The sequence below is a fragment of the Pontixanthobacter sp. CEM42 genome, from assembly GCF_017812015.1.
Taxonomy (GTDB): Bacteria; Pseudomonadota; Alphaproteobacteria; order Sphingomonadales; family Sphingomonadaceae; genus Pontixanthobacter.
In genome coordinates, this window is the sequence record NZ_JADQTN010000001.1 from 148134 (window position 1) to 171059 (window position 22926).

The window sequence follows — 22926 nt, forward strand, 5'->3', positions numbered from 1 at the left end:
AGAGGCTATGCATTCCGACCGTTGCAAAGAACCCACGTATCTGATGCCCTCGCGGCCAGTGGCCCTCCCGTGCATGATATTGTTGGATCGCGCGGACGAATGCCCGATCCGTTAGTACCTCCAAGCGTCCTTGATGCGGCGGATCAATGCAGCCGTACGCCTGCTTGGCTAGAGCGCCATCGCTAATCGCACTGCGTACAAAGAGCGCGGAGTAAGTTGTGACGAAAAATGCGAGCAGTACAAAGCTCATCGCAAGCCAGCCCAAAATCCGTCTCATCGCTGCCTACTTAGGCTTATCGACAATATGCGCAGTCATCCAGAATTCGCCCACTAGCAGATAGCCCACTGTGGGCTGCTCCAATGATGAAACATCGTCAAAAACGACATTGATGGTGGCGCCGGACAATGTCTCGACCAACGTCCACCAATATTTCGCGCCGTCGGCACCGATCCGAAGTTCGGCTTCGCGGATTGTGCCAGCAAATATTGAATGTGCGGTCGGTTCCTCGCTAAACAATCCAGAGGGAATAAAATGGTTTGACGCATAGACGGCTTCGGACCCGTCCGCCGTCTGCGCAGCAACATAGGCTGCATCGTCTTTGTAGATCTCTGGGTTGTAGGTAAAGGCTGTGACATCAAGTGTGACGGCCTCATCCTCGGTCAGCTTGCTACGCTCTCGTGGGTCGGCGAGTTCTATTAGAACTGGAATTTCATGTTCGCTGAACGTGGCCGAAATTTTGTATTCGAACGGTTCCCATTGCGGATCGGAAACGAGCCCGTTGAACGTCACGGTCATCTCGCCTTTGCCGCGAAATGCAGGATTGATCGTGTGCAGGCCGAGCTGACCGCTTTCGGTCTTGGAAAAGCCGATCCACAGTTCGCCGCCGGTCTCTTCGTCGATCAGGCACAGTTCGTAGGCCGCATCGGCTTGAACGATCTCACATTGATCCACAATCTCCGAAATTGACTGCGCAAATGCAGCCTCGTTGGCGACATCGAGGTCGTATCCGACCATTGAAAAGTGGGAGACATCGTCCGCCATTACGCCGGACCCAAATCACCCTTACCCACGGTGCCGCTGGCCATGTCTAGCATCTTGTCCAGGCTCTTCTTGGCTTCCAGGCGGAGGTCTTCGTCGATCTCGATGCGTGGTTCCAGATCGCGCAGGCAGGTGTAGAGCTTCTCCATCGTGTTGAGCGCCATGTAGGGGCAGATATTGCAATTGCAGTTTCCGTCCGCGCCGGGTGCGCCGATGAAGTTTTTTCCCGGCAGCGCCTTCTCCATCTGGTGGATAATATGCGGTTCGGTCGCGACGATCAGCGTGTCGCCGTCGAAATCCTGCGCGAATTTCAGAATGCCGCTGGTCGATCCGACATAATCGGCATGATCGACGATGGTTGGCGGGCATTCGGGGTGCGCCGCAATAGGCGCGCCGGGATGTTGTTCTTTCAGCTTGAGCAGCTCGGTCTCGCTGAACGCTTCGTGGACGATGCATACGCCGGGCCACAGTAGCATTTCGCGGTCAAACTTGCGGCTGAGATAGCCTCCCAAATGCCGGTCAGGGCCGAAGATGATCTTCTGGTCCTTCGGGATTTGCTGAAGGATCGTTTCTGCGCTGGAACTGGTCACAATCACATCGGACAGAGCTTTCACTTCGGTCGAGCAATTGATGTAAGTCAGCGCGATATGGTCGGGATGCGCCTCTCGGAAGGCTTTGAACTTGTCTGGCGGACAGCTGTCTTCCAGCGAGCAACCGGCATCCATATCGGGCAGTACCACGATCTTCTCCGGCGAGAGGATTTTCGCGGTATCGGCCATGAATTTCACACCGCAAAACGCGATGACGTCTGCGTCTGTTTCTGCCGCCTTCTGACTCAGCTGTAGCGAGTCACCGACATAATCGGCAAGGTCCTGAATTTCCGGCTTCTGGTAATAATGCGCGAGGATAATCGCGTTCTTTTCCTTCCGCAGCCGATCAATTTCGGCCAGCAGATCATCACCGGTAGGAAGTTTGGATTCTACACTCATTCTGAAACCTTCTCTCCGTCGAAACGGACATTGACTGTGATATCGTCATAGCCTGCGACCTGCAGCGGGATCGTCAGGTTTTGTGTGATCGCATCCTTAGCGGCCTGCCGCGCCAATGCCAAAACTTCAGGGTTCTTCGCGAAAGCAGCAGCTTTCTGTTCGGCCTGCAGCGAGTTCTCGCGGCTAAGATTTTCCGATGCGCCCCGACTTACCCATACGCCTTCGGTGTAAACCTTCTTACGCGCCTCATCGAGGTTCGGCTTGGAGATTTTAAGGACAGGCAGAGTGATATCCATCGTCTCTGTATCGGCGTCCCATGCAATCCGGTCACGCCCGACCGAGGCCAGATTGACGCGGTAGTCGATAGTCGCAGGAATAATCGCCGCTTGGCGCGATTCCGCCAGATCAATCGGGCCGAGCGATGTTGTGTTGGTGCTCTCCGCAGTGACTTCGAAGCGAGAGCTGAACACGGTAAGTGAGTTCTGCTTCTCAAATGCGAGCATCGCGCTGCCAACCGGATCGCCTTCTTCTTGAAAAATAAACGCACGCCAGAACAACCATACTGTCGCAGCGATCAGCAAGATGACAATCAGCCACGGCACCGCTTGAACGCGGGCCAGTGATTTCTGTTTTCCGGGTTTGGGTGCGGTGACCTCCGTCTCTGCGGTGTCGGTCGCGGTTTCTACGCTGTCTGCCATATGTCTTCTAAATGCCCCTTTTCCTCTAAACGGCTGACAATGCCTCTGCGTTCCAAATCAATCAGATGCGCTTTGACAGACATTCCCGCCGCACCGGTCAAGCGTGGGTCGAGGTTCTTATACATCAGCGGCACCAGCTTCTCGATGTTGGTGGCTTCCTCACCGAGCAGCCGCAGGATCTGGTTCTCACGTTGACGGCGGTGGCCAATCATCCCGCGTACCAATTGGCGGGGTTTTGTGATCGGCGCGCCATGGGCGGCGTAATATACGCTATCTTCGCGGGTGTAGAGCTTGTCGAGGCTCTTCATATAATCGCCCATATCGCCATCTGGCGGGATAACGACGCTGGTTGACCAACCCATCACATGATCGCCAGTGAACAGTGCGCCGCTTTCTTCCAGCGCAAAGCAAAGATGGTTCGATGTGTGGCCGGGTGTGTGGACGGCGGTGAGGGTCCAGCCGGGGCCTGTCATTTGTTCGCCATCTTCGAGCACCCGGTCAGGTTCATACGTGGTGTCAAATGCCTCATCAGAGCGGGGGCCGTCGACTTCGAGCACCAATGGGGCGCAGCCAACAACCGGCGCGCCCTTCCGCTTGGCCAGTGGCTTGGCTGCAGGTGAGTGATCGCGGTGTGTATGCGTGCACATGATCGCGGTGACTTTAGCATCGCCGAGAGCCGCGATTATTGCATCGAGATGATCGTCCTCGGCTGGACCGGGGTCGATCACCGCAACTTCGTGCTCTGCGCCGACAATATAGGTTTGCGTGCCTGTGTAAGTGTAGGGCGAGGGGTTTGGCGCGAGTACACGGCGAACCAGCGGCTCGGGCTGCTCGACCAGTCCGGTCGGCCAGGGTTTTGGTGGCATTGCCATGCCGCACCTATTGCCGTTCGCCTCGAGCGAAGTCGAGAGGTCTGTCGCAATAAAGTGTCTCGACTTCGCGTGAGCCGAACGGCATCTAGCGTTGCATGACCAAGAAAATTCTCGTTCTCGATGAAGGCACGACCTCCACTCGTGCAATGCTGTTTGCGCCTGACGGCAAGTCGCTGGGCAGCGCGCAGCAAGAGCTCACGCAGCATTATCCTGAGCCGGGCCGCGTAGAGCATGACCCGACTGAAATCTGGCATCGCACACTCGCCTGCGCGCGCGAAATGGTCGAAAAAGCGGGTGGTGCAGAGCAGATCGCCTGCATCGGCATCACTAACCAGCGCGAGACGGTAGTTGCATGGGATAAGAACAGCGGCGAACCGCTGGCGAAAGCGCTCGTATGGCAAGATCGCCGCACCGCCGATTTCTGTGAAGAGCTCAAGGATGCTGGCCATGAGGCTGAGGTGCAGAAGCAAACCGGTTTGCTGCTCGATCCCTATTTCTCTGGCACAAAGATGCGCTGGTTGGTTCAGAACGAACCAGCGGTGGCGGCAGCGGCTATGGCAGGTACGCTCGCGCTCGGCACTATCGAAAGCTGGTTGGTCTATAAGCTGACCGGCGGCTCGCATATCAGCGACGCCAGCAATGCGAGCCGGACTTTGCTGTTGCCTCTCGGCGGCGCGCAGTTTGATGACGGCCTGTGCGAATTGTTTGAAGTCCCCAAAGCGGCGCTGGGCGAAGTGACCGATAATGCGGGCGATTTTGGATCGACATTGTCTGAATTGTTCGGCGCGCCGATCCCGATCACCGGATTGGTTGGCGATCAACAATCGGCAACGATCGGGCAGGGCTGTCTCTCTCCGGGTGAGACAAAGGCGACCTATGGAACTGGCGCTTTCATCCTCGCTAATAAGGGGCATGACATCCCGACATCGGACAACCGATTGCTGGGTACCGTGCTCTATCAGGAGAATGGAAAACGGACATATGCGCTGGAGGGTTCGGTATTTGTCGCTGGTAGTTTGGTTCAGTGGCTTAGGGATTCGCTCGGCTTGCTCGGAACGGCTGCGGAAACCGAAACGCTGGCACGGTCGATTGATAATAGCGGTGGTGTTGTGATTATTCCCGCCATGTCGGGCCTTGGCGCGCCGTATTGGCAGCCCGAAGCGCGCGGCGTGATTGCGGGCCTTAGCTTCGCGACCGGACGGGCACAGATTGCGCGCGCGGCTTTAGAAGCCATGGCGCATCAGACCTACGATCTGGCCAAAGCGTTTGCCGCCGATGGCGCGCAATGGACCTCGCTCAAAATTGATGGCGGAATGAGTGCGAATGACTGGATGGCGCAGGATATTGCCAACTTGCTCGATTTGCCGGTCGAGCGACCGGATTTTGTCGAAACGACAGCGCTTGGCGCAGCAATGTTGGCGGCTAAAGGTGCAGGACTAGTCGGATCATTGGACGAGGCGAGCAGCACGATGCGGGGAGCTATTGGCCATTTCAAACCGTCTATGGATGGTGATATTAGGGAAGCGAGAATTGCGGCTTGGCAGAAAGCTTTGGCCGCCGCTTAAATCCGCAAATTACGCGCGGTGGACAGCGTGGCCTAAGCGTTCCTGCAAGCGCAAAATAGCGGCAGGGCGCATTTCGAACCGGTCACGCCATGCGCCATCGAGGCGCGTGATCCGTGCGTGCAAATTTTCGCTTTCAAGGATCAATTCGCGCGTGCCATATTCCAGCAACGCAAGGTTTTCACGCTCTGCCGGGCGATCCGGCGGAAGCTTTGAATGGCGGCGCAGTTGGAACTCGGTCAGCTCGCCTGAGAAGTAGGCGCGATGGTTCAATAGCCACGCCAACACATGCATCACGCGGGTTGTCGTGCGAAGCCCCTCGACTGATAAAGCCAGCCGCAAATCGTCTGCATCTTGCCCCGTCTCGCGGACCGGATGGAGGTCAAAGACCTGACGCACTTCATCGGCGAGAAGCAAAGCCTCGCTATACAGAGCCTCTACAATAGGCTGATTGATATCCGTCGGTTTCCCCATCCTGCGATTTTGCTAGAACGGGATTCCAAGAGAAACCAGTTTAGAAACCAAGATATCCCGAACCAATTCGGGACTGTGTCAAAACGATACGTTTTGAGCGCTTGTTTGGCCTCAAGCGCCGGCGCTCACATCCGTTCGCTTAGGCTACCGCGCTAACCGCGCGTCGGGCAGTCGCCCTCTGGCTACCGCAACCAAGAATTGGCGCGATACTGATGGCTTGGAATGGATCGGACCTGTTAGGGTCCGCAAGGCCGACTGGCCGCCCGAGCTTATGCGAGGCAGCCAAGGAATGCGGATGCATTCCGCCCGGCGACTGAGGGGCTAAATAGAAAATCTCATGCAATAATATCGGGTAGCAGCGCGTCTTCGATCATCGCGATCTGGTCTTTCAATCCAAGTTTGCGCTTCTTCAGCCGGGCGATCTGGAGTTGATCGGTCGAGCCAGTCTGGCGCAGCGCGTCGATCGCGGCGTCCAAATCGCGGTGGTCGGTTTTGAGCACAGCTAAACGCTTGCGCATTTCCTGTTCTGTCATGGACATACCACTCTCCGGATAGGCGATCGCGCGTTCACGGTTCGTCGTGAACAAGGTCTTGTTTACCGCTTAGGGGTTACTGAGGACTTCGCAAGAGGCACATTTTGTGTTTCTATGCTCATCAGCGGTTCGTCCGCAGAGACGAGTCGCCCCCTTCATTTCCGAGGGGCTGTCGTAACTGTAAGGAGAGACCAATGGAATCGTCCCACGTTAGCGCGCTGCAAACGAAACACGCCGGAATCGACGCACAAATTCGCGAAGAAGAAAGCCGACCAGCTCCTGACACTGCGACGATCCAAGCTCTCAAAAAGAAGAAATTGCGATTAAAAGAGGAAATGACCGCCGGTTAGCGGCATTTTCGGCTCTGATCAGAGCCTCCGCCCATTAACAAGTAACCCGCATTGGTGTAGCTTCGCCGCATGAAAGCTGCTGCCTCTGCTCGCCAAATTTTGACGCAACTACACGAGATTATGGCCTCGCGCACGCATGCGCAGGGCAAGCTCGACCGTGTGGTCAATATTATCGCGGAAAGCCTCGATAGCGAGGTCTGCTCGATTTATTTGCTCCGTGAGCAGATGCTCGAATTGTTTGCCACGCACGGCCTCAACAAGTCTGCAGTGCACGTTACCAGGCTGGCGATGGGCGAGGGCCTGACGGGTACGATTGCCGACAATGTAGAGACACTGAATCTTGCCGAGGCAAAGGCGCATCCTGACTTCCAATACAAGCCGGAAACGGGTGAGGAAAAATTCCACTCCTTCGCGGGCGTGCCAATTGTCTACCGCGAGCGCGCGGTAGGTGTGCTGTGTGTTCAGCATGTCGAGCCTCGCCGCTATGAAGAGGTCGAAATCGAGGCGTTGCAGACCACAGCGATGGTGCTGTCCGAGCTGATCTCAAACAATGATCTGGTCGACGAAGAGGAAGCTCTCGGGCTTGCTCCGGAGCAAACCGGGCCTGCGACTATCGCCGGCCTGCCCTTGGTCAAAGGACTTGGCAGCGGCGTTGCCGTGTATCACCAACCACGCGTAACCATCGATCAGGTGATGGCCGAGGATATCGAGGTCGAACGCCAGCGAGTCTATCGTGCATTCCACAAGATGCGCGAGCAGATTGACAGCATGACGAACAATGCCGAATTCGGCGCAGGCGGAGAGCATGAGGAAGTGCTCAAGACCTACAAGATGTTCGCTTATGACGAGGGCTGGGGGCGGCGGATCAATGAAGCGATTGATTCCGGGCTGACCGCCGAAGCGGCGATTGAGCGCGTGCAGCAACACACACGAATGCGGATGCGCGAGATTGATGATCCGCTGTTGGCTGACCGGATGCACGATCTTGAGGATCTGGCGAACCGCCTGTTACGGATTGTCTCCGGTCAATTGGGAACGGCTGCGACGCAAGGTCTTCGCAAAGATACGATCCTGATCGCCAAGAATCTCGGTCCCGCAGAACTGCTCGAATATGACCGGCGACGCTTGAAGGGCGTTGTGCTGGAAGAGGGTTCGCTCACCGCACATGTTGTTATTGTGGCGCGCGCAATGGGCGTGCCAGTGTTGGGGCGAGCGAGCGGCATACGCGGAATTGTTCGCGAGGATGACGAGGTTCTGCTCGATGCCGATAGCGGCAATGCGACCATTCGTCCGTCTCAATCGGTGGCAGAGGCATTCGATACACGCTTCGCCAAGACCAAAGAACGCCAGGCTGCCTATGCCGAACTGCGCGAGGTAGAGCCTTTTACGCGCTGCGGCACGCGCATTCAGGTGATGATGAATGCGGGGCTGCGCGAGGATATTTCCAACCTCAATCTGGTCGGCGCAGACGGGATTGGTCTGTTCCGGACCGAGTTCCAGTTTCTTGTCTCGGCAACGCTGCCACAGCGAGAGAAACAGCTGCGCCTTTATCGCGATGTGATGGATGCGGCTGGTGACCGGCCGGTGATTTTCCGCACGGTCGATATCGGCGGTGACAAGGCGGTGCCCTATTTGAACGCCGGTGATGCCGAGAATGAGGAGAACCCGGCGCTTGGTTGGCGCGCCTTAAGGTTGGCTCTGGAACGCGGCGGTTTGCTCAAAGCGCAGGCCCGCGCTTTGCTCGAAGCGGCATCGGGCCGGACGCTCTATGTGATGTTCCCGATGATTTCCGAGCCGTGGGAATTCGATGCGGCGAAGAAGGTGTTTGAAGAACAACTCGCTTATCTGAAGAAACAGCGCAAAACGCTGCCCGAGGCGATCCATTACGGCGCGATGCTGGAAGTCCCCGCGCTTGCTGAAGTGCTCGATCTTCTGATTCCGAAATTGTCCTTCCTTTCGGTCGGTACGAATGACCTCACGCAGTTTCTATTCGCGGCTGACCGTGCGAACCCCAAACTGGCAGAGCGTTACGACTGGCTTTCACCCGCGATCCTTCGATTTATGCGGCGCATCGCGCAGGCCACCGTCGGCCAACAAGTCGAACTGGGTGTCTGCGGAGAAATGGGTGGGCGGCAATTGGAAGCGCTCGCGCTGATGGGGCTTGGCTTCCGCCGTCTTTCGATCACGCCGGTATCGGTCGGTCCGATCAAAGAACTGGTACGCCAAGTCGATCTTGCGGAGATTACCGATGCGATGAATGGTTGGCTCACCAATCCGCCGGAGAATATGCGCGATACTTTGCAGAAATGGGCGGCGGATCACGGTATCAATATCGATTGACTTCACCGCGTAATGCGACCGGTTCATCGGAACCGAAAGTGTTGTCTCACGTTCAACGCTTGACAGCATAAGAATAGACTACTCTTTTAGGCCAAAATATAAAATCGGGCGCAAGGGATTCTCTATGAGTGAAGAGGGCGATCAGCTGGAAGGTGAACTTCCGCTAGAGGGCGCTGGGCAGCGTCTGGCGCGTGCACGCGCTGACGCCGATAAAACTGTCGAGCAAATTGCCGCCGAAACCCGCATTCCGACCCGTCATCTTGAAACCTTGGAAAGCGGCGATTTCGCTGCTCTGCCGGCCAAGACCTATGCGATAGGCTTCGCACGTACCTATGCTCGTGCAGTCGGGCTGGATGAGCAAGAAATTGCCCAACAAGTGCGCGACGAATTGGACAATGGCGACGGCGGCGAAGCGCATCGCGGTGCGACATTTGAGCCAGGCGATCCAGCGCGACTTCCTTCGCGAGGTCTGGCCTGGTTTAGCGTCTTTGCTGTAGTCATTTTACTCGTTGGTTCATTCGCTTATTTCCGCGACTATTTCATGCCCGGTTCTGGTCCTGGTCCGATTACTTCGGAAGAGGCGGCCGTCGCAGCAGAAGCGAGCGCGGACGGCTCCGCAAACGGTGATACGACACTAAATGCAGAAGTCGCACCAACCGGCGCAGTCGTATTCACCTCTCTGGAAAATGATGTTTGGGTGCGTTTCTACGACAGTTCCGGAGAGCGGTTGATGGAAAAGATAATGACCCAAGGCGAAAGCTACACGGTACCCGCGGATGCCAATGGCCCGCAAATCCGTACTGGCCGTCCGGAGGCGCTGGTAATTCGTATTGGTGGCAAATCAATTGGCACTCTGTCCAATCGGAGCGAAACTGTGGGCGATTTACCCGTAACGGCCGACGCTTTGGTGGCCCGCATCGCCGATCTGGAAGCGCAGCCGGCAGCAAGCTCGGGCGACGAACAAACAACGGGTTAGTCATCGCATTGCGCCAGCCTTTGGCTGTCGCACCATTATCTCCACCGATTTGACCGGAATGCCTCTCGACAAGGAGTCGGCGGTTCGGCAAGATTCTTCGCGGGTGTTCAGCTTGGGTTTGGCACTGTCTTGCCATACCCGATTTTGAAATTGGACAGGAGCGTTGAGGAACATGTTTAGTCGAACGAGCCGCGTAATCGTCGCTGGTCTTGCATTGGTCGCGGTAAGCGGAACCTCCCTGCCGGCACTGGCGCAAAGCGGTGAGGAAGCGCGTATTCGCAAGCTGGAATCGGAAGTCCGCGCACTTCAACGCAAAGTGTTCCCGGGCGGCGATGGTCGCTATTTCGAGCCGGAGATTACAGGCACTCCCAGCGGCAATACGATCAGCACGCCTTCGACAACTGCCGTTACCGATATTCTGATCCGTCTGGACGCTTTGGAAGCCCAGATCGCGTCGCTGACTTCGCAGACCGAAGAGAACACCAACGCGATTATGCAATTGACCAATCGCATTGTCGCTATCGAAACGTCGCCTGTAAGCACGAGACCTGCCGAGATTGCCGGTCCAGTATCTGTACTGCCAGAACCCGCCGGGGCTGCGCCGACGCCTACACCGACTCCAGCAGCCAGCGGTCCAACCGATGAGCGTCTGGCCGCTGTCCAGCAGATCGCTAAGCCGCAGACTGACGACGCTGCCGATGATGAATATTCCTATGGCTATCGCCTATGGAATGCTGGTTTCTATCCGGAAGCGCAGCAGCAGCTAACGATGTTCGTCGAAGAATATCCGAGCCACTGGCGGACCACCTATGGCCGCAACCTGCTCGGCCGCGCCTATCTGGATGACGGCAAGCCGAACGATGCGGCTCCGTGGTTCCTCAAGAACTATCAAGCGGGCAAAACCGACGCCCGCGCGCCGGATAGCCTGCTGTTTCTCGCTGAAACGATGGTAGCGATGAATGACAGCAATCGCGCATGCATCGCGCTGGCAGAGTTTGGCGACAATTACCCTGCACTCGCGTCGGGCCGTCTGAGCGACCAGTATCAGCGCAATTTGGGCAAGGTTGAGTGCAATTGATATCCCTGACGAAATTGGTGCGGTTGATCCGGAATTAGTTGAACGGTTTCGGAGTGATTTCTCGGCTCTTTGCCGCTGGCCGGGTAAGATCGGTGTTGCGGTATCGGGCGGACCTGACAGTCTGGCCTTATTGCTGCTGACGGTTGGAGCATTTCCCAATGTTGAAGCGGTTACTGTTGATCATTCGCTGCGGTCGGAGAGCGCAGACGAAGCCGCTTTTGTAGAACGTATCTGCGCACAGCTAGGCGTCAGACATTCGTCGTTGCCGGTTACCGTGGCCGACGGCAATGTGCAGCAGAATGCGCGCGATGCCCGGTATCGCGCGCTAACCGATTGGGCGGAAAAACGCTCGATTGATACATTGTTGACTGGTCATCACGCCGATGATCAGGCCGAAACGATTATGATGCGGTTCAATCGCGCAAGTGGACTGGCCGGATTGTGCGGTATTAGGGCCAGCTCTGGCTTGTCTAACAAAGATACCGTCCTGGCGCGTCCGCTGCTGACCTGGCGTCGAACTGAGCTGAGCACTGTGGTGGAGTCTGCGGGGATCAAACCCGTCGATGATCCTAGCAATTACTCGAATGATTATGACAGGGTCAAGATGCGTAAAAACCTGTCCGGCGCTGACTGGCTGGATGTGAACGCTGTTGCCAAGAGCGCGCAGCATCTTGCGGAGGCAGAGCAGGCGATCCAGTCCATGGTGTCGTATGAATGGAGAGAGCGGGTCCAGAACGACCGGGACGCAATCGTCTATTCACCCGAAGGTCCGCCACTTATTGTCAAACGTGTTGTCGAGAAGGCGGTTGCTTGGTTCACCGGTGACGCTGTGCGTCGAAGCCAGATCGCCGATCTGGTTGAAAAGCTGGAAAACCGTGAAGGCGGAAATGTGGCTGGCGTGTTGGCGACAGCGAAAGATCGGGTTTGGACCTTCCGCCCCGAACCGCCCCGCAAAACGGGCTAGGTACTCACGTCAAATAATTGAGTCGCCCATGCCGATACGCTTGCCGTCGGTGATGATCACTTTGTCGCCCTTCTTGGCGATGGCGAAAATCTTTGCGGCGAAATCATCGGGCATGCCGACGCAGCCATGGCTGGCAAAGCCGTTCTCGACTTCGCTACCGTGCAGCGCAATGCCGTCGGTGGTGAGGAACATCGAGTAGGGCATCGGTGCGTTGTTATATTTCTCGGACACGTTGTGCCGCATTTTATAGCGGATCGGGAAAGTGCCAAGCGGTGTTGGATGCTTATCTGTACCGAGCAGAACTGCCGCAGCACCAATTTCATAACCACCTTGGAAAACCGAAATAACGCGCGCTTGCAAATCGACTGTCATGACCAGTGGACCGTCCGCAATCCCCTCATCATCCCAATGCCATTCGCCATATTTGATTGGTCCGTCGATTGGCAGAATCCGCTTGATGACAAAAGCCTCGTCCTTAGGCGTCTTTGCTTCTTGGGCCTTTTTCTCGGGAATTTCCTGAATAACCGGTTCAGAGACGAATTCCGGAGTGGTGCTGTCGCCGGTGCCCGTTTGAGCATTTGCCTGCGCAACAGCGTCCTCATCGACCGGAATCGCGTCTTCCAGCGGCGGTGCCTCAGCATCCGTCACTGTGTCTTCGGACATAAATCCGCTAGCCAGCGTTGCTCCGCCGAATGCCAGCACCAATGCAGCGGTCGCGCCGCCAATCCATTTAGTCATCGAGTTCATGCATATAGCTCTGCACGAAAACCCTTAAATTTTCCAGTATACGGATGAAGGCGTCCCGTTACGAAACGCCTTTTCCGGCCAAAATTACTGTCGAATATCAGTGCGAACTACCCATGCGCACCGAATTGATTGGCAATCGCGGTGCTGATCCGCAGGCTGAGCTGATACGCGCGCTCTAACGGATCGATATAATCGCGCTGGATTGCGGTGTAGCCTTCGCCAGCACCATCGGGATAATCGCTAGGCTCATCTACGGAGAAATTGTCGAGACCCGGAAAGCTAGTCGGATAGGCGCGGCGAAGCTGTGCCAGCGCATCGTCAATCCGCAGGGTGAACACCATTTCCAGCACATCATTGCGGCTGATATCGTTGGCGCGGCTAAAGGCCGGGATCGATACCGCTTTCAGGAACATATGTTGGAGCAGCGTCAGCCGAAGCGCCTGCAGCGCACCGATAGACCGGCGGATATTCTCGCGATCATCCAGTGGCGCTTCATCCGGAATCATATCGAGCAAGCGGTGCAGTTTCAGCGCATCGACTCTCAAGCGAGAGGCGAGACGGCGGAATACACCCGTCCGATCGTCCTTGGTCAGATACTCGGCGAGCGTTTCGCAAGCATCCGACAGATGGCTCTCGGTTCCGCGATAGGGTCTGCTTGCCCAATAGGCGGAGTTGAACAACTCCCCGAAAGCGGCAACGGTTTTGATGCTGGCCAGCGCGTTGGAAGCCCGCACCAATCGTATGAGCTGCTTACCGCGCTCGCTCTCGGTTAGCAGTGCAGCGAGGTCTTCGTAGTTGCCATCCGCCGCGCTGCCGATGCCCGAAATGATGTTAATCGGATAGCCGAGCTGCTGAAGAATTGCGTTGTGCGGGATCGCGCGGATTTGTCGCAAATTCATATCGCGATCAGCGCTGAGATCAGACTGACGGCGAGAGACCCGGCTACCAGTGCTGTTGAGCAGGCCAAGGCCAAATGCGGTTAGCGCGCGGCTGTAAGTCTGACTCTCAAGGTGATCGCGCTGGTGCTTGCGAACCGCGCGATAGAAATCGAGGCTGAGATCAGTACGGCGATAGAATTGGTCTGTCGGCGCATCGGGATCGGTATGCGCCGGATCGAGTGTGGCGATACGGGTGAGGGTCGCCAGCGCTAACTCAGGCGTGGCGAAGTGCAAATAGCCGTCGCCGCCCTGGAAGCTGACTTCGGGTTCCAAACGGATGCCCGCACGAACAAACCGCCGCCGCGTCCATGGGCTTAGCGGCCATGCCAGCCGGTCAGCAAATCCGCCCGGATGCGCGCCGCGGCCCATGCTTTCGCCATGCGTGTTGAATATCAGCGCAGCGACATCGGTCAGTCCGTTGTCCTTCATCGCTGTAGCAAGGCGGCCCTGTAGGCGTTCGATAGCCAGGCTGGCGGGGATCTGCCCGACAAAGCGGCCTGCATCAGAGAAACCAGTCTGGATCGCGATACGGCCGCGACCGCGCGCGTATTCTTGATAAATTGGCTCTGCGAGAAGCGCGTCGAGGAACCGCCCGCCATGCTCCAGCGCGCTTTCGGTCTCGAACAAAGGTGAGACATCGACCATGTCTTCAATCCCGAACAGTTTCGAGAAATACAGCGCGGCAAGAATGGTGGAGGGCTGCTCACACTCCGCAATCAGCATCCGGATCGGGGCATCGCCATCCACATGCTGGATGATTTGCGCCATTGCGAGGAATTGACGGATCGCGGTGCTGCTTTCGATAGCCAGTGCAGCGAAGTTTGACCGCAGCGGCTGAACTTTCTCCAGCAATTCGCGCAGGGTCGCCATCGCGCCTTTGCTGCCCAGATCAAGCGTGTTGTCCGGATCAATCCGGCGGCGGATAGCATTATGCAACTGGCTGGAGTTCACGCGGAAGTGGATCCAACCCATCCCCAAGCCATCGGCACGCATTGCTGCGGCAAGTGTCTTCAAGCCAATCGCGCGCTGCGTATCAGAACCAACTGCCTCTGCTTCCAGCAGTTCAATCACTGGCGCTAGTGAGAGCAGTTTATGCGGGTGATCAGCCGTCAGGGTGTTCGCAGCTTTCGAAAGGGCGGCTGGCTCGGACAAATCCTCGCCGAAATCAGCCGCGCGATCTTGTGAGTACGAAAGCGCATTCCGTAGTGTTTCAAGCAGTGGATGGGCATCGTCGATTGCCTGTAGTGTAGAGACGTAACGTTCCAGTCGTTGCGCTTTTTCAGACAGGCGGAAGCCAATGGAATCGAACCATTTGATGTCGGTTCGGCCATCCATGTCGTATCCGACCCAGCTGGCGAACCGGAACGGCAGCGGCTTGGCTTCGTACCACTTGCTAGGGAAAGCTTCCGCAGCTTGGCCAAGCGCATTGGAGACGATCCGGTCACGCGCATCTTGCGCATGGGCAATCGCCTGCATTGCGCGGTCATGTTCGTAGCTTAGCGAGATTGTTGGACGTTCGGATGTCGCGACACAGGTGTCGTCAGTAATTTCGGCATCGCTGCTAGCAGATTGAGCGACTGCCGCAGTCTGTTCCGGTGTCAGCAGGAATGTGGGGTGCGCAGTAAACACTGCATGCAGGCCGGGGTTCTCCCAGCGAGCGCGGAACGCGTCAAAATCGTCGCCGCCCAATTCTGCCAGTGCTGCGTCATTTGCTTCCGGCGATATCGGCGCGAGATTACTCCTCAGCCGGCCCGCACGGCTTTTCAACGATCCGCATTCCAGCTCGGCAATCATCCGCTCGATATCGTCGAGGCTGATTTTCTGCGATTCCAGCTCGCGCGACAGATCGAGCGAGAGTTGGAACACGGGATTGAACAACGGTGTTTCCCGCGTCTGCTGATGTAGTTCGCTCAGGCGCTTGGTAAGATCGGCAACGCTCTTCATCCGTTGAGACCTGCTGCTTCGCGCGCCATTTCTTCGATTTTCGCGATATCCGGCTCTCCTTTTGGAGCGACCCAGCTTCCGCCGACGCACAGCACTTTATCGAAAGCGAGCCATTCGGGCGCGTTCGCCAGATTGACGCCGCCGGTCGGACAGAAACGGCATTGGCCAAACGGTGCAGCGAGTGCTTTGAGCGCTGGCAATCCGCCCGCCGCCATTGCGGGGAAGAATTTGAAGTGCGTTAGACCAAGATCAAGCCCGCGCATAATGTCGCCAGAGTTGGCGATGCCCGGCAGAAAAGGCACGCCATGGCGGATCGCCGCGCGGCCCAATGTCTCGGTCAGGCCGGGCGAAACGATGAATTCGCTGCCGGCTTCCAAAGCGTCTTCCAGCTCTTCCTGATTGGTCACAGTGCCTGCGCCGACAATCGCTCCGGGGACTTGCTTCATCGCTTTGATTGCATCCAAGGCTTGCGGCGTGCGTAGAGTGACTTCGAGGCAGCGTAGACCACCTGCCACTAACGCCTCTGCCATGGGCACCGCATGAGCGACATCTTCGATGACAATCACGGGTACTACGGGCGCAGTGCGCATGATGGTTTCGATATCGCTCATTGATTGGCTCCAGAATATTGGGTGGAAAATGCTGCCGCTGCGCCGAACAGGCCGGGCTGCGGGTGAATAATAAGTTTGACCGGAATGGTCGCCATTAAACCGGCAAACCGACCTTTGGCGCGGAAGCGTTCGGCAAAGCCGGATGCGGTGAGCGTGTCACGAATGCGGTAGCCAAGACCGCCAGCTATCACGACGCCTGCTGCGCCATGAGCCAGCGCAAGGTCGCCTGCGACACTGCCTAAAGACAGGCAAAACCGGTCCACTGCGGCGGCGGCAAGGCTGTCACTGCCATCCTGCCCTCGGGTCCAGATGGCGATGTCGTCTTCCTCGGTTACGGGTTTGCCCTCGAGTGCGGCGAGAGTTTGGTAAATGTCGCTGATAGCGGGACCGGAAACCACCCGTTCCGCCGAAACGCGATTGTGCCGCTTGCGCAGCCGCGCGAGGATTGCATCTTCGATAGAGTCGAGTGGTGCAAAGTCGATGTGCCCACCTTCGGTCGCTTGTACGCGGTATTCGCCGGTAGGTTCGCGGTAGAGATGCGCAACGCCGAGCCCTGTCCCGGGGCCGAGCACACTCAGCCTTCCGGTTGACGGCAGCGCGCCTTCCGGTCCGGTTAGATGAATGAACTGGTCATCATCAGCGCGCGCAACCGCATGGGCGACGGCTTCAAAATCATTAACGATGACGTGCTGGTCGCAGCCCAACTTTTCTTTGATCAGAGAGGGGCGGATGATCCATGGATTGTTAGTGAAACGGATGACTTCGCCATCGGCGCGGCCTGCAACCGCCATTGAGACGGCATTCGGCAAAGTGCCACCCTTGCGCTCACGGAAATCTTCCCACGCGGTCTGGAAGCTCACATGATCGCTGGTGTGTAGCGTTTCAGGCTCCTCCAGTGTGATTGCGCCACTGTCGGCAATAGTCGCGATGGCAAAGCGGGCATGTGTGCCGCCAATATCAACCGCGACGAGTTCCCGAGCCATTACAGCCCAGCCTGCGCGAGCATGGAGGAACCACCTTGCTCTGCGCCATCGGCATGCGCGCGGAACATTGCGAATAGCTCACGGCCGAAGCCATCATTGGCAGACGGATCGCTTGCTGCGTCGCGGTGATCTAAATCAGCGGTAGTGGTGAGAGCGCCCGTGTTTGCGCACAGTCGCACAACATCACCATCCTGCAATTTCGAAAGCGGTCCGCCCCCCAAAGCTTCTGGCGTGCAGTGGATCGCAGCGGGAACCTTGCCAGATGCGCCCGACATGCGGCCATCGGTCACCAGCGCGACTTTGTATCCGCGGTCCTGCAACACGGCGAGAGGCGGGGTCAGCGAGTGAAGTTCCGGCATGCCATTGGCGCGCGGGCCCTGAAAACGAACCACGACCACAACGTCTCGGTCCAGCTCGCCTGCTTTGAATGCGGCGCTTACATCTTCCTGACGGTTGAATACGCGGCAGGGTGCCTCAACGGTGTAACGGTCTTCGGATACGGCGCTGGTTTTGAAAGTTGCGCGGCCGAGATTGCCCTCGACCAAACGCATGCCGCCATCCTTTTGGAATGGATCGCCAGCGGGGCGTAGCATGGTATCGTCGCCGCTTTTGCCCACTTCGCGCCACGTTAGCGCATCGCCATCGAGTCCGGGCTCTTCGCCATAGCGGGTCAGATCGCTGTCACCGACGGTCAGAATGTCTTGATGCGCCAATCCGGCATCGAGCAATTCCTTGATCACATAGCCCATGCCGCCGGCATCGTGGAAATGGTTCACGTCGCCCGATCCATTGGGGTAAACGCGCGCCAGCAGCGGCACGACCGAGGAAAGTTCAGACAAATCGGTCCAATCGAGCTGCACGCCCGCAGCGCGCGCCATTGCCGGAATATGGATCGCGTGGTTTGTTGATCCACCCGTTGCCAGCAGACCGACAGCGGCGTTAATAATCGCTTTTTCGTCGACGCAGTGGCCGATTGGGCGATAGTCATTGCCGTCAACACCGATGGCTGCAACGCGGTGCACAGCTTCCCGGTCCAGCGCCTGACGCAGCTTGGTGCCCGGCTGGATGAAGGCCGCGCCCGGAATATGCAGACCCATCATTTCCATCATCATCTGATTGGAATTGGCAGTGCCGTAAAAGGTACAAGTGCCAGGTGAGTGATAGCTCCCCAATTCGCTTGCAAGCAATTCTGCGCGTGTCGCTTTACCCTCTGCATAAAGTTGGCGGGTCGCCTGCTTTTGCTTGTTAGAAATACCGCTGGGCATCGGACCGCTGGGCACAAAAATCGCAGGCAAATGGCCGAAGCGCAGCGTGCCGATCAGCAGTCCCGGTACGATCTTGTCGCAAATGCCCAGCATCAGCGCACCGTCATACATCGCATGACTAAGCGCGACGCCGGTGCTGAGCGCTATCACATCGCGGCTGAACAACGACAATTCCATACCGTTCTCACCCTGCGTCACACCGTCACACATGGCGGGAGTTGCACCAGCGACTTGCGCCGTCGCGCCGACTTCGCGGGCATAGATTTTCAGGCGTTCCGGATAGCGACCATAAGGCTGATGCGCGGACAGCATATCATTATAGGCGCTGACGATCCCGATATTGGCGCCCTTATGCGCCATCAACGCCTTCTGGTCCTCCTCCGCGCCCGCATAGGCATGGGCGAGGTTGGAGCAGGACACAGCATTACGATCCGGCTGGTTGTCAGCTTCGCGCTTAATCAGTTCGAGATAGCGGCCGCGGCTGCTTTTCGACTTCGCGATAACGCGCTCCGTGACTGCGTGGAGTGTGTCGTGCAGATTACTCATACCAGCTCACCCCGTCTTTTTCGGCGAGAGCAATGGCGGCGCTCGGCCCCCAACTGCCGGCGGTGTAGGTCTGTGGTGCCAGGCCTTGTTCGGCCCAGCCGGCACGGATTGCGTCGATCCATTCCCATTGTGCTTCAACTTCATCACGGCGGACGAACAGCGTCTGATCACCCTCGATCAGATCGAGCAGAAGCCGTTCATAGGCAATTCGCTTGTGCTGGCCGACAAAGGCATCGGGCATCGAAATATCGAGTGGAACAGAACGCAGCCGAATACCATCGCGACCCAGTCCAGGTACTTTGGCCATCATCGATAGCTGCACGTTCTCTTCGGGCTGGATGCCGATTACCAGCCGGTTCGGGTCCATCTTCGCGCCTTTTCCTTCGAAGATAGAGTGCGGCACCTGGCTGAATTGTACGACGATCTCCGTCACGCGCTCGGGCAGGCGTTTGCCGGTGCGCATGTAGAACGGCACGCCTTTCCAGCGCCAATTGTCGACATGCGCTTTGATCGCGACGAAGGTTTCGGTGCCTGAATCTTTGCCTAGCTCGTCATCATATCCGGGAACGGCTTCGCCGCCAATTGCGCCTGCGCGATATTGGCCGGTGACGGTTTCGCCCGCTGCCACTTCGCGCAAGGAACGGAGCACTTTGACTTTCTCGTCACGTATAGCGGTCGCATCGAAATCTGACGGTGGCTCCATCGCAACTAGCGCAAGCAATTGCAGCATATGGTTCTGCACCATGTCACGGATCGCGCCTGCATCGTCATAGAACGCCACGCGTCCTTCAAGACCGACCGTTTCCCCGACAGTGATCTGCACATGGTCGATATGCGCGGCATTCCACAACGGTTCGAACATGATGTTGGCAAAGCGCAGCGCAAGCAGGTTCTGCACCGTCTCCTTGCCCAGATAGTGATCGATCCGAAAAATCCGTTCTTCGGGGAAGGCAGCGGCAACCGCATCGTTGATCTCGCAGCTGGTTTCCAGATCGGTGCCAAGCGGTTTTTCGAGGCACATCCGCACGTTCTCGCCGTCCAGACCGGCATGTTGCAGACCCTTAATGGTCGGCTCAAACAGGCTGGGCGCAGTGGAGAGGAAAATTGCCAAGCCGCGCTCAGGCTCGCCGACTTTTGCCGCAAGATCGCTAAATCCTTCAAGGCTGGTCGCATCGAGCGGCTGGTAGCTCAAACGATTGAGGAAATCGGCCATCCCGCTGCGCCGGTCGGCAGGCATGTATTTTTCCAAGGCTTCGCGCGCAAAGTTGCGAAACTCGATGTCGGTCAGGTCAGATCGCGCCGTGCCGATGATCTTCACATCATCCGCAATCAACTCGTCAGCGTGCAATGCAGCGAGCGAGGGCAGCAGCATACGCTGTGCCAGATCGCCGGTCGCTCCGAATAGCAGCAGCTTGTCAGCCGTAAAATTCATGCGTGCCTATCTCCCAATTTGGCATCTCCCAATTTACGTGAGTGGGTAAGCCGCAGGTGTAGCACTCGCCTTCGCACCATGCACCCCGCATGATGCGCCTTTCGTGTGGCCGCATATGTATTCATAGCGCCAAGGCGCTGTGGGAGTTGGGTGCCGAAGTTAGACGGGGGAGTTAGCTGGCGGAGACGGCCACTTCGTTCGACAGAAAGTTGCTCGGCCCGAAGCTGGTCATAAAGCTGACATCGGCAGCATCGCGCCCAACACCGATCTTCACGATGTCTTCCGCATTGGCCATATTGGTGGCGTCGATCAGATACCAAGCGCCGCCGCCAGCAATCGTCGGGTCGGATAGAAACACCTCGGCAACCGCGTGAAAATCCTGCGGCGTCACTTGCGGGGCAAAGCAACTGACAAAGCGCGCCGGGATCGCGCTAGCCCGCGCTAACGTTACCATCACATGCGCATAATCGCGGCACACACCGCGCCGCTCGACAAAGCTGTCGACCGCAGTGGTGGAAGCGTTGGAGCTCCCGGGCGTGTAAGTGAAGTGGTTTGCGACCCATTCATGCATCGCCATAATGCGTGCGCCGCCCGCTAGGTCGCCGAATTCATCTTGAACAAAGCCCTGCATCTGGTCCGCTTGGCAATAGCGCGAGTCGAACAAATACTTCACCGCCTCTGCGGGCAGATTATGCGGTTCGACACGGTTCAGAGAACTGATCGGGCTGAGTAGCCGGTTGAGCTCCACCTCCGCCTGATATTGAACCGCATATTCCCCATCAACACTCAGCCAAATTCGCTCGCCAATATCATCCCCCGCCGCCACGCGCGCGAAGTGCTGAGCCTCGGGCAGAAAAGTTTCCGCAGACAGCAAGCGCTGCTCCGGTATCGCCGCTGCCTCGAATTGCAGCAGAATATCGGTCGGCTCGGCGGTGGAGAAGGCGAATTGGGCGGAGATGGTTATGGGCATGATGGGGTAAGGCCTGAGCAGGTTGCAAAGTTTCGCTTTGATTTCTTTCGAGAATCGGCATGGTGTGGGTTAACGGGAGGCATTTATGAGACATTTGGGAATTCTTGTCGCGGCTTGTGTTTTGGTGGCGGGCCCTAGCGCTGTCGCGGCGGCGCAGGACGACAAGTCTGTCGATGTCGAGAGCATGACCGTGAATGAACTTGTCGACGTCTTGCAGGATCGCAGAAATCCATGGACTGACAGGGCCTGCACGGTGGGCGTCCCAGTCCACGCGGAGCTCAACAAACGGATTCCTGGTCGGGATTTTATACAGAGTGGACTGCTTCTGGCCGAAGCGTTGTGTGCCGACGAGAATGATGAATACGCCCTGGGTGCAGCGAAGGTCGCTGAACTTGAAGCTTTGTCGCCCGAACAGGATTTCACGGGTCTTGGATTGTACTTTGCGCGACAGTCCGAGGATGCACCCGCCGCATTGGAACGGCTGCGCGGTCTGACTGACAAGCAAATGTCCGGATTGGGTCGAGAGCAGCTCTGGGCGGTTGGCCGGATGCTCAATGAGCAGGGGACCACAACGGAGTATGAGGCTCTTGCTTTGCACTGGGCGAATAGCGGCAAATTGGGTCTATTCGACATCGATCTGCAAAGCAGCTTGGCGCGCAACGCGCTGATCTCCGCGTCGGCGTCGGACGAAACCGTAAATGTCGACGGTATGTTGGCTCTAATCCGGCGCCCTAGAAGTTATACCGATATGCTTGCCGATCGGCGGTTAGAACCGTTTTGGCCACAGATCGAAGAGCGTGCTGGTGTCGGCCTGACAGCGATCACCGCCGAGTTCTCGGATTGGGCTTTGGCCCGTCTCGATACCAATGAAGGGGACCGGGATCGTTTCTCCGACGCCGCGCACGCGTTGCATTTCGAAGGACGCTTCGATGAGGCGGTCAAGCTTGCGCAGAGTTGGCGGAATAAACAGGACGATCTCGATACGATCAAGGAAGGTGACGGTTGGGCGCTCAACATTCAGGCATACGCTTATGATGCATTGGGTGAGACCGACAAGGCAGACGCGGTGTTCGACGCATTGGCTGCGATTGACTACGAAGAGAATTACTGGGTCGTCAATTTCGTCATCAATCGCGCTTCGCGCTTGATCGGCAGAGGGCGTTGGGAAGAAGGCCTTGAGGCGGCGAAACTCGCACGCGAGGTCGCAAAGGAGAACGGCTCACCATATGCAAAGATGATCGTGGCAGAAGATCATGCGTGCGCGCTGACCAAGCTAGGGCGCGACGCCGAAGCAGAAGCTGAGTTGGAATATTTGCGAGAGAACTGGAAGGATTCCGCGACGCTCGCCGCATCGGGACTGATGTGCGCAGGGAAACGGGATGAGGCGGCCTCGTTGGTTCGCACTGCTATTGCGGACGAACGGTATCGCGATGGTGTCATCGGAAATTTGCAAGCCGATAAGTTCGAGCTGTTCTACGCACCGTCGATCTTGCCAGGTATCAACGATCTGCTGTCCGATTATCCCGAGTTGAGGGCAGATTTCGAAAAATACGCTCGCGCTATCCCGGATGAGTATACGCCTGCTGCGCATGGGCTTCGCAAAGACACCTGACGA

Annotated in this window: 20 protein-coding genes; 7 read left to right on the top strand and 13 right to left on the bottom strand. The window is 57.3% G+C overall.

All coding sequences use genetic code 11. The features are described 5' to 3' along the window. Nucleotides 1-283 precede the first annotated feature (283 nt). The 4 genes from J9777_RS00635 to J9777_RS00650 are packed head-to-tail and all read right to left on the bottom strand — an operon-like array spanning nucleotide 284 to nucleotide 3598. Nucleotides 284-1042: a hypothetical protein gene (locus tag J9777_RS00635; RefSeq protein WP_209346880.1), complete on the bottom strand. Its 759-nt coding sequence runs from the start codon at nucleotides 1040-1042 to the stop codon at nucleotides 284-286. Next, nucleotides 1042-2028, bottom strand: a complete 987-nt coding sequence (gene nadA, locus J9777_RS00640; protein ID WP_209346881.1) for a quinolinate synthase NadA — start codon at nucleotides 2026-2028, stop codon at nucleotides 1042-1044. The genes J9777_RS00635 and nadA overlap by 1 nt, the downstream gene beginning before the upstream one ends. After that, a complete protein-coding gene (locus J9777_RS00645; RefSeq protein ID WP_209346882.1) occupies nucleotides 2025-2726 on the bottom strand; it encodes a DUF4230 domain-containing protein in 702 nt (233 codons plus the stop codon). Before J9777_RS00645 ends, nadA begins: the two co-directional genes overlap by 4 nt. Beyond that, nucleotides 2711-3598, bottom strand: coding sequence for an MBL fold metallo-hydrolase (locus J9777_RS00650; protein WP_209346883.1), 888 nt, complete (start codon nucleotides 3596-3598; stop codon nucleotides 2711-2713). The genes J9777_RS00645 and J9777_RS00650 overlap by 16 nt, the downstream gene beginning before the upstream one ends. Nucleotides 3599-3693: 95 nt before the next feature. On the opposite strand from J9777_RS00650, the gene glpK reads away from it, so the two are divergent. Beyond that, nucleotides 3694-5163 carry a glycerol kinase GlpK gene (gene glpK, locus J9777_RS00655; RefSeq protein WP_209346884.1) on the top strand — a complete coding sequence of 490 codons (1470 nt, stop codon included), beginning with the start codon at nucleotides 3694-3696 and terminating at the stop codon, nucleotides 5161-5163. A gap of 9 nt (nucleotides 5164-5172) precedes the next feature. On the opposite strand, the gene J9777_RS00660 is transcribed toward glpK, so the two are convergent. After that, on the bottom strand, nucleotides 5173-5634 hold the full coding sequence (locus tag J9777_RS00660) for a DUF1465 family protein (protein WP_209346885.1): 462 nt from the start codon (nucleotides 5632-5634) through the stop codon (nucleotides 5173-5175). Nucleotides 5635-5969: 335 nt separating this feature from the next. Then, nucleotides 5970-6167: a DUF465 domain-containing protein gene (locus J9777_RS00665; protein ID WP_209348540.1), complete on the bottom strand. Its 198-nt coding sequence runs from the start codon at nucleotides 6165-6167 to the stop codon at nucleotides 5970-5972. A gap of 194 nt (nucleotides 6168-6361) precedes the next feature. On the opposite strand from J9777_RS00665, the gene J9777_RS00670 reads away from it, so the two are divergent. From J9777_RS00670 to tilS, 5 genes are all read left to right on the top strand, one after another. Next, nucleotides 6362-6517: a DUF465 domain-containing protein gene (locus J9777_RS00670; RefSeq protein WP_209346886.1), complete on the top strand. Its 156-nt coding sequence runs from the start codon at nucleotides 6362-6364 to the stop codon at nucleotides 6515-6517. A gap of 69 nt (nucleotides 6518-6586) precedes the next feature. Continuing rightward, the gene (ptsP, locus tag J9777_RS00675) at nucleotides 6587-8857 is read left to right on the top strand and encodes a phosphoenolpyruvate--protein phosphotransferase (RefSeq protein WP_209346887.1); all 2271 of its coding nucleotides are present in this window, start codon (nucleotides 6587-6589) and stop codon (nucleotides 8855-8857) included. Between the two features lie 124 nt (nucleotides 8858-8981). Next, a complete protein-coding gene (locus J9777_RS00680) occupies nucleotides 8982-9833 on the top strand; it encodes a helix-turn-helix domain-containing protein (protein WP_209346888.1) in 852 nt (283 codons plus the stop codon). Between the two features lie 172 nt (nucleotides 9834-10005). Then, on the top strand, nucleotides 10006-10911 hold the full coding sequence (locus J9777_RS00685) for a hypothetical protein (RefSeq protein WP_209346889.1): 906 nt from the start codon (nucleotides 10006-10008) through the stop codon (nucleotides 10909-10911). Next, a complete protein-coding gene (tilS, locus tag J9777_RS00690) occupies nucleotides 10898-11875 on the top strand; it encodes a tRNA lysidine(34) synthetase TilS (RefSeq protein WP_209346890.1) in 978 nt (325 codons plus the stop codon). Before J9777_RS00685 ends, tilS begins: the two co-directional genes overlap by 14 nt. Before the next feature lie 9 nt (nucleotides 11876-11884). Here the strand turns inward: tilS and J9777_RS00695 are convergent, their stop codons facing one another. The 7 genes from J9777_RS00695 to J9777_RS00725 all read right to left on the bottom strand — a co-directional run bounded on the left by J9777_RS00695 (nucleotide 11885) and on the right by J9777_RS00725 (nucleotide 21311). Next, nucleotides 11885-12622 (bottom strand): L,D-transpeptidase family protein, encoded by a 738-nt coding sequence (locus J9777_RS00695; protein WP_209346891.1) that lies wholly within the window; start codon nucleotides 12620-12622, stop codon nucleotides 11885-11887. A 107-nt stretch (nucleotides 12623-12729) separates the two neighbouring features. Then, nucleotides 12730-15504 carry a phosphoenolpyruvate carboxylase gene (locus J9777_RS00700; RefSeq protein WP_209346892.1) on the bottom strand — a complete coding sequence of 925 codons (2775 nt, stop codon included), beginning with the start codon at nucleotides 15502-15504 and terminating at the stop codon, nucleotides 12730-12732. Next, entirely contained in the window at nucleotides 15501-16115 is a 615-nt protein-coding gene (gene eda / locus J9777_RS00705) for a bifunctional 4-hydroxy-2-oxoglutarate aldolase/2-dehydro-3-deoxy-phosphogluconate aldolase (protein WP_209346893.1), read from the bottom strand. Before eda ends, J9777_RS00700 begins: the two co-directional genes overlap by 4 nt. Further along, a complete protein-coding gene (locus J9777_RS00710) occupies nucleotides 16112-17098 on the bottom strand; it encodes a glucokinase (RefSeq protein ID WP_209346894.1) in 987 nt (328 codons plus the stop codon). Before J9777_RS00710 ends, eda begins: the two co-directional genes overlap by 4 nt. Further along, a complete protein-coding gene (gene edd / locus J9777_RS00715; protein ID WP_209346895.1) occupies nucleotides 17098-18909 on the bottom strand; it encodes a phosphogluconate dehydratase in 1812 nt (603 codons plus the stop codon). The genes J9777_RS00710 and edd overlap by 1 nt, the downstream gene beginning before the upstream one ends. Then, nucleotides 18902-20341, bottom strand: coding sequence for a glucose-6-phosphate dehydrogenase (gene zwf / locus J9777_RS00720; RefSeq protein WP_209346896.1), 1440 nt, complete (start codon nucleotides 20339-20341; stop codon nucleotides 18902-18904). The genes edd and zwf overlap by 8 nt, the downstream gene beginning before the upstream one ends. A gap of 172 nt (nucleotides 20342-20513) precedes the next feature. Continuing rightward, a complete protein-coding gene (locus J9777_RS00725) occupies nucleotides 20514-21311 on the bottom strand; it encodes a transglutaminase family protein (protein ID WP_209346897.1) in 798 nt (265 codons plus the stop codon). Between the two features lie 85 nt (nucleotides 21312-21396). Here J9777_RS00725 and J9777_RS00730 point away from each other — a divergent pair, with 85 nt between their 5' ends. Next, on the top strand, nucleotides 21397-22923 hold the full coding sequence (locus tag J9777_RS00730) for a hypothetical protein (protein ID WP_209346898.1): 1527 nt from the start codon (nucleotides 21397-21399) through the stop codon (nucleotides 22921-22923). Nucleotides 22924-22926 lie beyond the last annotated feature (3 nt).